Origin of the sequence: Agarivorans sp. TSD2052 (assembly GCF_023238625.1) — a bacterium.
Classification (GTDB): Bacteria; Pseudomonadota; Gammaproteobacteria; order Enterobacterales; family Celerinatantimonadaceae; genus Agarivorans.
This window is the reverse complement of record NZ_CP096670.1, coordinates 2,235,534-2,248,999: the sequence shown is the minus strand read 5'-3', so window position 1 is coordinate 2,248,999 and position 13,466 is coordinate 2,235,534. Positions and strand designations below refer to the sequence as shown.

Sequence of the window (13,466 nt, the reverse complement as noted above, 5' to 3'; positions counted from 1 at the left end):
GGGTTGTTAGCTCAGTTGGTAGAGCAGTTGACTTTTAATCAATTGGTCGAAGGTTCAAATCCTTCACAACCCACCACTTTGGATTTCAGCAGTGTTAGATTAGTTAGGGTTGTTAGCTCAGTTGGTAGAGCAGTTGACTTTTAATCAATTGGTCGAAGGTTCAAATCCTTCACAACCCACCAATCTACTACCGCGCATAGTGGGTCGTTAGCTCAGTTGGTAGAGCAGTTGACTTTTAATCAATTGGTCGAAGGTTCAAATCCTTCACGACCCACCACTATTTTACGACGATTTGGGTTGTTAGCTCAGTTGGTAGAGCAGTTGACTTTTAATCAATTGGTCGAAGGTTCAAATCCTTCACAACCCACCAAATCGGCTCGTTTAAAATAGGTTTTTACAGTAATGGGTTGTTAGCTCAGTTGGTAGAGCAGTTGACTTTTAATCAATTGGTCGAAGGTTCAAATCCTTCACAACCCACCATTGCTGTTGAAACATTATCACTTTTGGGTTGTTAGCTCAGTTGGTAGAGCAGTTGACTTTTAATCAATTGGTCGAAGGTTCAAATCCTTCACAACCCACCAATATCTCTCCCTAGTTTATTGCTTTAAGCCTACTAATTCTTTAGTCCAATAACTGACATTTTTAATTAGCTCGGTGTATAATGTCCGAATCATTAACATCCCAGATGTAGTTATGCTTGAGTTAGAATTCTTCAACGAGTCAATTTATCCTTTCCCGCCAAAGCCGCTCAAATTAGATGAGCAGCAGCGCTCTGAATATAAAGAGCGCATAAAGCGCCTATTGATAGAGAAAGATGCAGTATTGGTAGCCCATTATTATACCGATCCTGAAATACAAGCCTTAGCCGAAGAAACGGGTGGTTGCGTTGCTGACTCATTAGAGATGGCAAGATTTGGCAATAATCATCCCGCTAAAACTTTATTAGTTGCTGGCGTTAGATTTATGGGTGAAACAGCTAAAATTCTTACCCCCGAGAAAACGGTAATCATGCCAACCTTAGAGGCTACCTGTTCACTTGATCTCGGCTGCCCAGAAAAAGAATTCTCAGAGTTTTGCGACCAGCACCCAGAGCATACCGTCGTCGTATACGCAAATACATCTGCCGCAGTAAAAGCCAGAGCTGATTGGGTGGTAACATCGAGCATTGCAGTAGACGTGGTTGAGCATTTAGATGCCGAAGGACATAAAATCATTTGGGCACCTGATAAACACTTAGGTGGCTATGTTGCGAAACAAACTGGCGCAGAGATGTTGTTATGGCAAGGCGCTTGTATCGTTCACGACGAATTTAAGGCCAAGGCCTTACGTCAGTTAAAAATACAATATCCCAATGCGGCTATTTTGGTTCACCCTGAGTCTCCAGAAAGTGTCGTCGCTATGGCCGATGCAGTCGGTTCAACGAGTCAACTTATCGCTGCAGCCCAACACTTACCTAATAAGCAATTGATCGTTGCAACCGATAAAGGCATTTTTTACAAAATGCAACAAGTGTGCGAAGGCAAAGAGCTTATCGAAGCACCCACAGGCGGAAATGGGGCAACCTGTCGTTCTTGTGCGCATTGCCCCTGGATGGCGATGAATGGCTTGCAATCGATAGAGGAAGCCCTGGTTGACGCGAATGGTAAAGAAGTATTTGTAGATGAAGCGCTTATCGAAAAAGCCTTAATACCACTTAACCGTATGCTAGGTTTTGCGCAGTCAAACAAACTGAAAGTTAAGGGCAACGCATAGTCTTACACGCGTAGTTCAGACTTAAACTCGTTTATTCAAACAAGCGAGTTTAAGTTTTTCTTCATTTCTTTTTACCTTCAGCCTTAATCTTTCCTAAATCGTCATAAATCAACGCTTAGCAGTCCAAGTTCATTAAGCAGGCACGGGTATCAAAAAACCAACAACGGCTTACAGCCACGCTATCAAGGCCACTTAAAGGTGCTTACTCGACAGAGTATACCCTTATTGCGTAAGTGCAGAGTCATTCAAATATTTACTGCTTGTTCTACCACCTCATTGTCCTGTGTTGTTTACTTTGAAACTAAGGTCGCTTAACTCTTTTTTATCATTGAGTGTAAGGACGTTTATTCAAGGATTGATCGTTAACTGTTGAATGCCCAGATAATAGAAAATAAAAAACCGCAGTCATTTCTGACCGCGGTTTTTTTGTTGTATAAAGACCTGATTGAGATTACTTAAGCGGCGCTCTATGTGCGCCGCTTAGTTCAAGCTAAGCTCCAGGCTTAGTCATCGGACTTTGCGAAGAGGTCGTAGAGCTACTACTAGTGACTCTGCGTGTACCAGTGGTAATAGGCTTACGTGCGTATGGTTTTTTCACTTCTTCACTTGTTGCTGGTTTCACAACAGCTGGAGCGGGCTTTGCCATAGCCGCAGAAGAAGCGCCTTTGCCTTCAACTTTGCTTGGCTTCAACTTACCGCGATTACTACGCTTAGGTTTAACCTCAGCTTTTACCGGCTCAGCAGGCGTTTCAGCTTTTACTGGCTCAGCAGGCGTTTCAGCTTTTACTGGCTCGGCAGGGGCTTCAGCTTTTACTGGCTCGGCAGGGGCTTCAGCTTTTACTGGCTCAGCAGGGGCTTCAGCTTTTACTGGCTCAGCAGGGGCTTCAGCTTTTACTGGCTCAGCAGGGGCTTCAGCTTTTACTGGCTCAGCAGGGGCTTCAGCTTTTACTGGCTCAGCAGGGGCTTCAGCTTTTACTGGCTCAGCAGGGGCTTCAGCTTTTACTGGCTCAGCAGGGGCTTCAGCTTTTACTGGCTCAGCAGGGGCTTCAGCTTTTACTGGCTCAGCAGGGGCTTCAGCTTTCACAGGCTTTGCAGCTGCAGTGCTAGATGCTTGCTCAGATTCTGGGTAGCGAGAATCTACCACATCTGCATTAGCTTGTTCTGCTTTCGGTAAGTCATTAAAACGCTTGCGCCCAGCATTACTTGATGAGCGACGACGACGTTTTGGCTTAGGAGCATCAGTACCTTCAGTAGCTTTTGCTGGCGCTGGGGCCGCTACTGCTTGGGTGTCGGCTTTGACTGGCGCAGTGTCAGCCGGTTTAGCTTCAACAGGTGTTGTTTGCTCTGCCGGTTTATCGGCATTCATGCGAACTTTTTTACGCAAATTGCGACGTTCTCTACGTTCCTTTAACTGTTGCTCTTTTGGCGCAGCGTCTTTTTGAACCGATGCTTCGGGTTTTGTTGATTCAACGACAGCTTGCTCACGCTTAGGTTTGTTACGGGTATCCTTTCGACGACGAGTGTTAGCGCCTTCAGGTCTTTCAGTACGTTCAGTACGTTCTTTACGCTCTGGGCGCTCAGTTCTACCTTGCTGCTTATTATTGCGTTTGTCGTTACGTTGATTATTTCGTTGATTGTTACGACGGCCATTGCGTTTATCTGATTTGTCGTGGCTACTCGTTTTTGTCTGCTTTTTCGGCGCTGGTTTTTCTTCACCTGCAAATAAAGCACTAATGAAGCTAGCTAAGCGACTTAACAATGACGGGCTATCTGATTGAGCGTTAACCACAGCTTTAGCCGGTTTATTGGCAACCGGGGCGGCTGGAGCAGCGGGTGCTGCAAAACCTTGTAAAACAGGTTGCTCAGCTTCAATTTTTTCTTTAGCTACTTGGTTAGGCTGATAAACCGGAGATGGGTTTTCGGTGGTTAACTGATAGCTAGTTTCTTGAGTTTCTTCACCGCTACGTAGGCGTGTCACATCGTAATGTGGCGTTTCCATGTGTTGGTTAGGAATGATAATTAAACGAACATTATGACGTTTCTCAAGTTTGTTAATTGCTACACGTTTTTCATTTAACAAATATGCGGCTACAGGCACTGGTACTTGTGCATGTACTTCAGAGGTATTTTCTTTAAGCGCTTCTTCTTCGAATAAACGTAAAATAGACAGCGCTAAAGATTCGTTATCTCGAATAGTACCTTGACCGCTACAACGTGGGCAGATATGAGTACTTGATTCGCCAAGGGAAGGGCGAAGGCGCTGACGCGACATCTCTAATAAACCGAAGCGAGAAATTCGTCCTACTTGCACACGAGCTCGATCTTGACGAACCGCATCGCGGAAACGATTCTCTACTTCTCGTTGATTCTTAACTGGAGTCATATCGATGAAGTCGATAACGACTAAACCACCTAAGTCGCGTAGGCGTAATTGGCGAGCAATTTCGTCAGCGGCTTCTAAGTTTGTTTGTAGAGCGGTTTCTTCAATGTCTCCGCCTTTAGTTGCTCTAGCAGAGTTAATATCGATAGAGGTTAAGGCTTCAGTTGGGTCAATAACAATCGAACCACCAGATGGAAGACGAACTTCACGTTGGAAGGCTGATTCAATTTGCGACTCAATTTGATAATGATTAAACATTGGAACTTCGCCATCATAGCGCTTAATGCGACTAACAAAATCTGGGCGAACTAGTTCAATATGTTTTTTAGCTTGGTCAAAAATAGTTTGGTTATCGATCAATATCTCACCAACATCGCGGCGTAAATAATCACGAATAGCACGAACAATAACGTTACTTTCTTGGTGAATTAGAAACGGCGCTTGTTTTGACTTAGATGCTTCGGTAATCGCTCCCCAATGATTCAACAGAACTTTTAAGTCCCATTGTAATTCGTCAGCAGATTTGCCTACGCCAGCAGTACGAACGATTAAGCCCATACCATTTGGCAACTCTAGACCGTTCATCGCTTCTTTTAATTGGGTTCGCTCATCGCCTTCTATGCGTCGAGATATACCGCCAGCTCGCGGGTTATTGGGCATTAATACCAAGTAACTTCCGGCTAAACTAATAAAAGTAGTTAAGGCTGCGCCCTTATTGCCTCGTTCTTCTTTATCAATCTGAACGATGACCTCTTGGCCTTCTTTAACCACTTCTTTGATGCTTGGACGACCTTGATATACGTAGCCTTCAGGGAAGTATTCGCGGGCAATTTCCTTCATTGGTAGGAAACCGTGTCGATCTGCGCCATAGTCTACAAAAGCAGCTTCCAAGCTAGGCTCTACGCGGGTAATTTTACCTTTATAAATGTTCGCTTTCTTTTGTTCATGACCAGGACTTTCGATGTCTAGGTCATATAATCTTTGACCATCGACCAATGCAACGCGCATCTCTTCAAGCTGCATTGCATTAATTAACATTCTTTTCATTTATGTTGCCTTGGGGTTTGTTTGATTAAAACAACCTCTTAAGCAGCACATAACCTGCCTTAAATGGCCAGACCCTGTGTTTTATAGTTAGAGTTATGTAGGTAACCTCACGGCTAGCTGCTCTAGTCTTTAGGGCGCATTTTGGCGCTTGTATAAATAAGAGCCCCGCAACAATTGTCTGTTGCCGAACTGTATAATCTATTCTATTTAGCTTTGATTTAAGGCAAATACTTGTGATTGCCTATCAGGTTGCTATGAAAATTCTTATCACCAAGCTAGCTAATTTTGCAAAAATATAGGGCTTGGTGGCGGTGCCAAATAAGGAAAACCATTAAAAACGGGCACTTTAAGCCTTACAAATATAGCAAAGCTATATTTTTCCATCAAATTATTTATGAGCATGTTACAATTTTTGCTATGAATACCGAAAATAAAGCGGTTCAGATGGTCACAATAAGTGACGACGAGGCTGGACAAAGAATAGATAACTTTCTCTTAAAGCGGCTTAAAGGGGTGCCTAAAAGTCGTATTTATCGCATTTTGCGTAAAGGAGAGGTTCGGGTTAACAAAAAGCGGATAAAACCAGAATATAAGATCGCCGCAGAAGACATAGTAAGGATTCCACCGATTAGGGTAGCCGAAGAAACCGGCTTACCGTCAAATAAACTCAATCAAGTGGTTCAGTTAGAACAGCACATTGTCTATGAAGATGATTGCTTGTTAGTACTTAACAAACCCTCTGGTATGGCCGTGCACGGTGGCAGTGGTTTAAGCTTTGGCGTCATTGAAGCTTTACGCTCTCTTCGTCAGGATTGTCGTTACCTTGAACTGGTACACCGAATCGACCGAGATACATCAGGCCTATTATTGGTTGCCAAGAAACGTAGTAGCTTGCGAGACCTACATCGGCAATTAAGAGAAAAGGTTGTCCAGAAGGATTACTTAACGTTAGTCCATGGCCAATGGCCAAAAGCGGTTAGAACCGTAGATGCACCGCTACGAAAAAATGCAGTAGCTTCAGGCGAGCGAATAGTGATTGTTGACCATCAAGAAGGAAAACCATCATTAACACGTTATCGTATCGAACGACGCTATGCCGATATGACCTTAATGAAAGCGAGCCCTGTCACTGGCCGTACTCACCAAATCAGGGTGCACAGTTTATATCAGGGGCACAGTATTGCAGGTGATGACAAATATACGAGCCGAGAGCTATTGGCCGAATCTGCTGCTCAGGGCTTAAACCGATTGTTTTTGCATGCTTGGCAAATTCGCTTTGAACATCCAGCGACACAAAAAGAGATGCATTTAACCGCTCCTTTAGAGTCAAGTTTACAAGCTTATTGCGACAAGTTGACACCACTGTAGTAAAAGAAGGAGGCTAGACCTCCTTCTTTTCGTTTACTGAGCGAGTAGCTCTACGCCTTGTTGTTCTAGCAATTCACAAAGCTTTATTAGTGGTAAGCCTACTAAGCTATTTGGATCATCGCCGCGTAAGTGGCTAAATAACACAATGCCCGAACCTTCGCTTTTAAAGCTACCTGCGCAGTTATAAGGTTGCTCTTGTTTTAGGTAGCGCTCGATTAGTGCAGGACTGAGTTGGCGAAAGCCAACATCAAAGGTATCGACTATACTCACAAGCTGTTTGGTTTCGCTGTTATACAAAGCGAGGCCGGTATAAAAGGTAATAATCTGACCACTGGCGTCGGTAAGTTGTTTTACCGCGTTTTGATAGTTTCCCGGTTTGCCAACAATTTTCTGGTTAATACTGCACACTTGATCCGAACCTATAATAAGGTGTTGAGTAAACCGTTCAGCACCTGCTAAAGATTTTTGCTCGGCTAATCGCAACACTAACTGCTCAGCGGTTTCGTCAGTGTGAGGGCTTTCATCTATATCTGGATTAAATGTTAGAAAGCTTGGAATAATTTTCTCAAGCAGCTGTTTTCTAAAAGGGGAACTAGAGGCAAGAACTAAGCGATTTTCCATCATTTTTTAACCAATTTTGAAAGTCTGATGATTTTAAACCCAATCTTTAGCATTTACGATGCCTAAGAGTATGAAAAAAGCAGAAATTGTTTTGACTATCACTGAGCGTAACTATATTATGCGCGCCTTATGCAGAAAGTGAAATTACCAGTAGAAATCGACCCGTTCAAGACGGCGAAACGAAAGTTAGACTATCAAGGCTTGCTTGAGGTCATACGATTGCCCCGTTTAAACGATGCGATTTTGAAAGTGAATAGTGATGTAGACGTCTGGTTACGCTTTGGAACTGACCCTCAAGGGTTGGTTGTCGTTCAAGGCAGAGCGTTAACTGAGGTTGAGTTAGAGTGCCAACGTTGTAATGAAACATTTAGTTTCCCTATCGACGTTGAGTTTACTTACTCGCCAGTCTGCGATGAATCGCAAATAGATGAGTTACCAGAAGATTACGAACCGCTACAATTAGATGATGACAATTACTTTGTTGTTGCTGAATTAATTGAAGACGAGTTGTTACTATCGTTGCCAATTATTGCTAAACATCCTTTAGAGGATTGTAAGGTTAAGCAAAATGAACAAGTCTTTGGAAAAATCGAAGTGGTGGAAGAAGAATCTAAACCGAATCCGTTTGCAGTGTTAGAAAGTTTAAAAAAGAAAGACTAGGAGACTGGGTCAATGGCTGTTCAAAAAAGTAAAGTTACACGTTCAAGACGTGGCATGCGTCGTTCACATGATGCAATTGCAGATAATGTTGCATTAACTACTGATGCTACATCAGGTGAGCTTCACCGTCGTCACCATGTTACTGCTGACGGTTACTACCGTGGTAACAAGGTTATTAACAAGTAAATTTTTGCATTTTGCAAAAAATTACAATTGCAGTTGATGCAATGGGGGGCGATGTTGGCCCCCTAGTTACAGTGCCTGCCGTCGCGCAGGCACTTAACTTTTATCCTCATCTTAATATCACCTTATTTGGTGACAAGCAGCTCATCAATTCCCTTTTAGTTGCTCATAATTTAGCCCAACATCCACGGCTTACCTTTATTCATACTACACAAGTCGTTACTGCAAACGATAAACCTCTTACCGCACTTCGTTCTCGTCGACAATCTTCGATGCGTTTAGCTCTAGATATGGTTCATCAACATCAAGCCGATGCTTGCGTGAGTGCCGGGAATACCGGGGCGTTAATGGCGATGGCTAAAGTGGTGTTAAAATTATTACCTGGAATCGAGCGCCCAGCGTTAGTTAGTCATCTACCAGAAGAAAATGGTAAAGGAAGCTTTCTACTTGACCTTGGCGCAAACTCTAGTTGCGATTCTGACGTGTTGATGCAATTTGCAGTAATGGGCGCGGCCTTAGCCGAAAGCGTTTGGCAATTGGATAGCCCAAGAGTAGCGCTGTTAAATATCGGTGAAGAACAAATAAAAGGTAATGATGTCGTTAAACAAACAGCTCAACTGCTTGAAAACTCAAGTTCAATTAATTACATTGGCTTTGTTGAAGGTAATCAAATATTTAGTGGCAAGGCAGATGTTATAGTATGTGATGGTTTTGTAGGCAACATCGCCTTAAAAACCGCCGAAGGTGTCTCTCAATTAATTTTGTCAAAACTAAAAAAGCAATTTGATGTAAATTGGTTCGCACGTTTTGTATTAAAATTATTTCTACCGAGCCTAAAATCACAGCTCAAGCAACTGAACCCCGACCAGTATAACGGCGCGAGTCTGTTAGGATTGCGCGGAATTGTCATTAAGAGTCATGGTCATGCCGACGAAGAGGCATTTTTACAAGCTATTCACCAAGCGGTTGCCGAAATACAGCAACAAGTGCCAAGCCGTATTACCGACAAACTTGAATCATTATTAATTGATAAGCATTAAGTCACTTATGTACTCAAAAATATTATCTACAGGTAGTTACCTGCCAAGTAACGTCAGAACCAATTCCGATCTAGAGCAAATGGTCGAAACCAGTGATCAGTGGATTACCGCTCGAACGGGAATTAAAGAACGTCGTATCGCTGGAAATAACGAGTCAGTCGCCGACATGGGCTATCATGCTTCGGAACTGGCCATTGAGCGCGCAGGTATAGATAAAAACCAGATTGGGTTGATCATTCTTGCTACTACCTCAAGCGAAAATGCCTTTCCGGCAGCCGCTTGTGAAGTACAAGCCAAACTTGAATTGCCTGGCGTGCCTGCCTTTGATATTGCGGCTGCTTGTGCAGGCTTTACCTATGCGCTTAGCGTTGCAGATCAATACATAAAAAGTGGTTTAGTTAAAAATGCGCTGGTTATTGGTGCGGATAAACTTTCTCACATGTGTGATCCCGATGATCGTTCAACTATCATCTTGTTTGGTGACGGCGCAGGTGCTGTATTGCTAGGCGCCAGTGAACAGCCCGGATTATTATCAACCCATATTCACGCTGATGGTCGATACGGAGATCTGCTTAAGTTGCCACATCCACAAAGAGGGATGTCTGGAACTCAAATGGAATCTTATATGACGATGAGTGGCAATGAAGTGTTTAAAGTTGCGGTTACCCGTTTAAGTGAAATTGTAACAGAAACACTTGCGGCAAACGGCATTGAAAAAGCAGAGTTGGATTGGCTGGTACCCCATCAAGCCAACTTTAGAATTATAAAAGCAACCGCTAAAAAGCTATCTATGTCTTTAGATAAGGTTGTTCTGACCTTAGATCGACATGGCAATACTTCTGCTGCTTCCGTGCCTATTGCTCTTGATGAAGCGGTAACCGACGGAAGAATTAAGCGCGGACAGCTAGTATTGTTAGAGGCATTTGGTGGCGGTTTTGCTTGGGGCAGTGCCCTAGTCAGATTTTAACTATTAGGATAGATAATGAGTAAATTAGCGTTCGTATTTCCAGGGCAAGGCTCACAAAGTGTGGGCATGTTAGCTGAATTAGTTAGCGAATACCCAGTGGTAGCCAATACTTTTCAGCAAGCGTCAGACGTATTGGGTTACGATTTAGCGGGCTTAATCGCCAACGGACCAGCTGAAGAACTAAATGATACTAGTCGCACTCAGCCTGCCTTGTTAGCTGCGTCGGTCGCGCTTTGGCGTCTATGGAACGAATTAGGTGGCACCCAACCAAGCATGTTAGCTGGCCACAGTCTTGGTGAGTACTCGGCATTAACTTGTGCTGGCGTTTTGGATTTTGCCGATGCCTTAAAGCTCGTTGAATACCGCGGGCAGTTGATGCAAAAAGCCGTACCTGCTGGAGTTGGCGCGATGTCAGCGATTATCGGTTTAGGTAATCAAGAAATTCTTGACGCCTGTGCGCAAGCGGCTGAATCGGAAGTGGTTACCGCGGTAAACTTTAACTCTCCAGGCCAAGTTGTTATTGCTGGCCATAAAGCTGCTGTTGAACGTGCCAACGTACTCTGTAAAGAAGCAGGCGCTAAACGCGCACTGCCATTACCAGTAAGTGTGCCTTCCCATTGTGCTTTAATGCAGCCTGCAGCTGACGAACTTGCAGGGTATATAGAAGGGATTACTTTTTCTGAACCTCAGTTTGACGTTATCAATAACGTTGATGTAGCGATTGAAACCGACGCAAAAGCGATCAAGTTAGCTTTGATCAAACAACTTTATAGTCCAGTACGTTGGACTGAAACCGTTGAGACAATGGTGAGCAAAGGCGTTGATACCTTATATGAGTGTGGTCCAGGTAAAGTACTCACTGGTTTAGCAAAACGAATTCATAAACCATTAGTTGCAGCTGCAATTAATGATCTAACATCAGTTAAGTCTGCTTTAGATAATAAGTAACGGAGAGAATTAAATGACTTTGCAAGGTAAAGTTGCACTAGTTACCGGCGCGAGCCGTGGTATAGGAAGAAGTATCGCAGAGGCGTTAATCGCTAAAGGTGCTAAAGTTATAGGCACAGCGACTTCTGACAACGGCGCACAAGCTATTAGCGACTATTTGGGTGACAACGGCGTAGGTTTAACCTTAAACGTAACCGATAGCGAATCCATTAAGCAATTATTTGTAGATATTAAAGCTAGCTACGGCGACATCGATATTTTGGTTAATAACGCGGGTATTACCCGTGATAACTTACTGATGCGTATGAAAGACGATGAATGGGAAGATATTATCAATACTAACCTCACGTCAGTTTTTCGTTTAAGTAAAGCCGTATTACGTTCTATGATGAAGAAGCGTAATGGTCGTATCATTAGTATTGGTTCAGTGGTCGGTACTATGGGTAACGCCGGACAAGCGAACTATTCTGCAGCTAAAGCTGGCGTATTGGGTTTTACTCGGTCATTAGCTAGAGAAGTCGCTTCTCGCGGGATCACAGTTAATGCGATAGCCCCCGGATTTATTGAAACAGATATGACGCGCGCACTTGACGAGACACAACGTGATGCTATCTTGTCGCAGGTGCCTATGGGACGTTTAGGTGATGCTCAAGAAATCGCCAAAACCGTCGCGTTTCTCGCGAGCGAAGACGCGGCCTATATAACAGGCGAAACAATTCACGTTAACGGTGGAATGTACATGGTTTGAGCGAAGGCTTAAAAAATGTGCAAAAAATTGATAGATCGCAAGTTTTTTAGCAAAATAACTACTAAAAACGTGGTTAGACCACTACGGTTAGGCTTGCAAAGTATCTGTGTTTGAATACACTATCGCAACAACGCAGAAGCGTATTTACTAAGGAAAAATATTGTCATGAGTGCAATTGAAGAACGTGTTAAAAAAATCATCATCGAGCAACTTGGCGTAAGCGAAGACGAAGTTAAAAATGCAGCTTCTTTCGTAGACGACCTAGGCGCTGATTCTTTAGATACAGTAGAATTGGTTATGGCTTTGGAAGAAGAGTTTGATACTGAGATTCCAGATGAAGAAGCTGAAAAAATTACTACTGTACAAGCTGCAATTGATTACGTTCTAAATAATCAAGATTAGTAAAAAAGTGGGCGACATCAGTCGCCCATTTGCATTCCCCCTAAGATAAGCAAATCCCCCCTTGGAGGCACTTCAGTGACTAAGCGTAGAGTCGTTGTTACCGGCATCGGTGCGTTATCACCTGTAGGTAATACCGCTGAATTAACCTGGCAAGCCGTTAAAGCTGGTCAAAGTGGTATTGGACCGATTGATCACTTCGATATCGAAGCATTCCCAACTCGTTTTGCGGGTTTAATCAAAGATTTCGACGTCGAAAAATTCATGAGCCGTAAAGATGCTCGTAAAATGGATGCGTTCATTCAATATGGTGTGGCAGCAGGGCTAATGGCTTTTGATGACGCGGGTATTGAAGTCACGGAAGAAAACGCAGATGGCTTTGGTGTATCGATTGGTTCTGGAATCGGTGGATTAGGCTTAATTGAGCAAAACCATGAAAGTTATTTAAAAAATGGACCGCGTAAAATCAGTCCGTTTTTTGTTCCATCAACCATTATCAACATGGTTGCTGGTCACTTATCGATAATGAAAGGCCTGAAAGGTCCAAATATCGCCGTGACCACAGCGTGTACCACGGGTGCCCATGCTATTGGCCTCGCAGCAAGAATGATTGCCTACGGCGATGCTGAAATTATGCTGGCCGGTGGAGCAGAGAAAGCATCTACCCATCTAGGTATGGGAGGTTTTGGCGCAGCTAAAGCGCTATCAACGCGTAATGATGACCCAACTAAGGCTAGTCGTCCTTGGGATAAAGACCGCGATGGTTTTGTGCTAGGTGACGGTGCTGGCGTAGTGGTTCTAGAAGAATACGAGGCAGCTAAAGCCCGCGGAGCTAAGATATACGCAGAACTTGTCGGTTTTGGTATGAGCGGAGACGCTTACCACATGACGTCACCACCTGCCGATGGTGATGGCGCTGCGCGCTCTATGGCAGCAGCAATAAAAGATGCAGGTATCGACGCTGCAAGCATCGACTACATCAACGCTCATGGTACTTCAACACCCGCTGGTGACATTGCAGAAACACAAGCCGTTAAAACGGTATTTGGCGAACATGCAAATGAAGTATTAGTTAGCTCGACTAAATCAATGACTGGCCACCTATTGGGTGCAGCTGGCGCTGTTGAAGCTATTATTTCTGTTCTCGCTATTCGCGACCAGATCGCTCCACCCACCATTAATTTAGAAAACCCAAGCGAAGGCTGTGATTTAGATTATGTAGCGGGTACCGCTAGAAACGCTAAAATCGATTATGCCTTATCGAACTCTTTCGGCTTTGGTGGTACTAATGGTTCATTGGTATTTAAAAAGATTAGCGATTGATTGTTGGTTAGCGTTACAATAAATTCGAAG

General features: G+C 43.7%; 12 protein-coding genes and 6 tRNA genes. 16 read left to right on the top strand and 2 right to left on the bottom strand.

Annotation, left to right across the window (positions count from 1 at the left end; translation table 11 throughout):
• The 7 genes from M0C34_RS10280 (at position 1) to nadA (ending at position 1,752) form a co-directional block, all read left to right on the top strand.
• A tRNA-Lys gene (locus M0C34_RS10280) sits at positions 1-76 on the top strand.
• Positions 77-106: 30 nt separating this feature from the next.
• Positions 107-182 (top strand) — tRNA-Lys (locus M0C34_RS10275).
• Positions 183-201: 19 nt separating this feature from the next.
• Positions 202-277 (top strand) — tRNA-Lys (locus tag M0C34_RS10270).
• 17 nt (positions 278-294) lie between these two features.
• A tRNA-Lys gene (locus tag M0C34_RS10265) sits at positions 295-370 on the top strand.
• 34 nt (positions 371-404) lie between these two features.
• Positions 405-480, top strand: a tRNA-Lys gene (locus M0C34_RS10260).
• A 25-nt stretch (positions 481-505) separates the two neighbouring features.
• Positions 506-581, top strand: a tRNA-Lys gene (locus M0C34_RS10255).
• Positions 582-693: 112 nt separating this feature from the next.
• A complete protein-coding gene (nadA, locus tag M0C34_RS10250) occupies positions 694-1,752 on the top strand; it encodes a quinolinate synthase NadA (RefSeq protein WP_248715516.1) in 1,059 nt (352 codons plus the stop codon).
• Positions 1,753-2,242: 490 nt separating this feature from the next.
• Here the strand turns inward: nadA and rne are convergent, their stop codons facing one another.
• Complete coding sequence (rne, locus tag M0C34_RS10245; RefSeq protein WP_248715515.1) at positions 2,243-5,179, bottom strand: ribonuclease E; 2,937 nt, start codon at positions 5,177-5,179, stop codon at positions 2,243-2,245.
• Between the two features lie 417 nt (positions 5,180-5,596).
• Here rne and rluC point away from each other — a divergent pair, with 417 nt between their 5' ends.
• Positions 5,597-6,547, top strand: coding sequence for a 23S rRNA pseudouridine(955/2504/2580) synthase RluC (gene rluC / locus M0C34_RS10240; protein WP_256469372.1), 951 nt, complete (start codon positions 5,597-5,599; stop codon positions 6,545-6,547).
• Positions 6,548-6,580: 33 nt separating this feature from the next.
• On the opposite strand, the gene M0C34_RS10235 is transcribed toward rluC, so the two are convergent.
• Positions 6,581-7,168: a Maf family protein gene (locus M0C34_RS10235; protein ID WP_248715627.1), complete on the bottom strand. Its 588-nt coding sequence runs from the start codon at positions 7,166-7,168 to the stop codon at positions 6,581-6,583.
• Positions 7,169-7,297: 129 nt separating this feature from the next.
• Between M0C34_RS10235 and yceD the strand changes: the two genes are divergently transcribed.
• The 8 genes from yceD (at position 7,298) to fabF (ending at position 13,436) form a co-directional block, all read left to right on the top strand.
• Positions 7,298-7,828 carry a 23S rRNA accumulation protein YceD gene (gene yceD, locus M0C34_RS10230; protein ID WP_248715513.1) on the top strand — a complete coding sequence of 177 codons (531 nt, stop codon included), beginning with the start codon at positions 7,298-7,300 and terminating at the stop codon, positions 7,826-7,828.
• 12 nt (positions 7,829-7,840) lie between these two features.
• Positions 7,841-8,014, top strand: coding sequence for a 50S ribosomal protein L32 (rpmF, locus tag M0C34_RS10225; RefSeq protein ID WP_248715512.1), 174 nt, complete (start codon positions 7,841-7,843; stop codon positions 8,012-8,014).
• Between the two features lie 11 nt (positions 8,015-8,025).
• Complete coding sequence (plsX, locus tag M0C34_RS10220) at positions 8,026-9,051, top strand: phosphate acyltransferase PlsX (protein WP_248715511.1); 1,026 nt, start codon at positions 8,026-8,028, stop codon at positions 9,049-9,051.
• 7 nt (positions 9,052-9,058) lie between these two features.
• On the top strand, positions 9,059-10,018 hold the full coding sequence (locus M0C34_RS10215) for a beta-ketoacyl-ACP synthase III (RefSeq protein ID WP_248715510.1): 960 nt from the start codon (positions 9,059-9,061) through the stop codon (positions 10,016-10,018).
• Positions 10,019-10,033: 15 nt separating this feature from the next.
• On the top strand, positions 10,034-10,966 hold the full coding sequence (fabD, locus tag M0C34_RS10210) for an ACP S-malonyltransferase (RefSeq protein ID WP_248715509.1): 933 nt from the start codon (positions 10,034-10,036) through the stop codon (positions 10,964-10,966).
• Positions 10,967-10,979: 13 nt separating this feature from the next.
• Positions 10,980-11,714, top strand: coding sequence for a 3-oxoacyl-ACP reductase FabG (gene fabG / locus M0C34_RS10205; RefSeq protein ID WP_248715508.1), 735 nt, complete (start codon positions 10,980-10,982; stop codon positions 11,712-11,714).
• 165 nt (positions 11,715-11,879) lie between these two features.
• Positions 11,880-12,116: an acyl carrier protein gene (acpP, locus tag M0C34_RS10200; protein WP_248715507.1), complete on the top strand. Its 237-nt coding sequence runs from the start codon at positions 11,880-11,882 to the stop codon at positions 12,114-12,116.
• A 75-nt stretch (positions 12,117-12,191) separates the two neighbouring features.
• Positions 12,192-13,436 carry a beta-ketoacyl-ACP synthase II gene (gene fabF / locus M0C34_RS10195; RefSeq protein WP_248715506.1) on the top strand — a complete coding sequence of 415 codons (1,245 nt, stop codon included), beginning with the start codon at positions 12,192-12,194 and terminating at the stop codon, positions 13,434-13,436.
• Positions 13,437-13,466: the final 30 nt, after the last annotated feature.

Coding starts and splice junctions, on each gene's coding strand:
- nadA (WP_248715516.1), top strand. CDS start 694: ATGCTTGAGTTAGAATTCTTCAACGAGTCAATTTATCCTTTCCCGCCA.
- rne (WP_248715515.1), bottom strand. CDS start 5,179: ATGAAAAGAATGTTAATTAATGCAATGCAGCTTGAAGAGATGCGCGTT.
- rluC (WP_256469372.1), top strand. CDS start 5,597: ATGAATACCGAAAATAAAGCGGTTCAGATGGTCACAATAAGTGACGAC.
- M0C34_RS10235 (WP_248715627.1), bottom strand. CDS start 7,168: ATGGAAAATCGCTTAGTTCTTGCCTCTAGTTCCCCTTTTAGAAAACAG.
- yceD (WP_248715513.1), top strand. CDS start 7,298: ATGCAGAAAGTGAAATTACCAGTAGAAATCGACCCGTTCAAGACGGCG.
- rpmF (WP_248715512.1), top strand. CDS start 7,841: ATGGCTGTTCAAAAAAGTAAAGTTACACGTTCAAGACGTGGCATGCGT.
- M0C34_RS10215 (WP_248715510.1), top strand. CDS start 9,059: ATGTACTCAAAAATATTATCTACAGGTAGTTACCTGCCAAGTAACGTC.
- fabD (WP_248715509.1), top strand. CDS start 10,034: ATGAGTAAATTAGCGTTCGTATTTCCAGGGCAAGGCTCACAAAGTGTG.
- fabG (WP_248715508.1), top strand. CDS start 10,980: ATGACTTTGCAAGGTAAAGTTGCACTAGTTACCGGCGCGAGCCGTGGT.
- acpP (WP_248715507.1), top strand. CDS start 11,880: ATGAGTGCAATTGAAGAACGTGTTAAAAAAATCATCATCGAGCAACTT.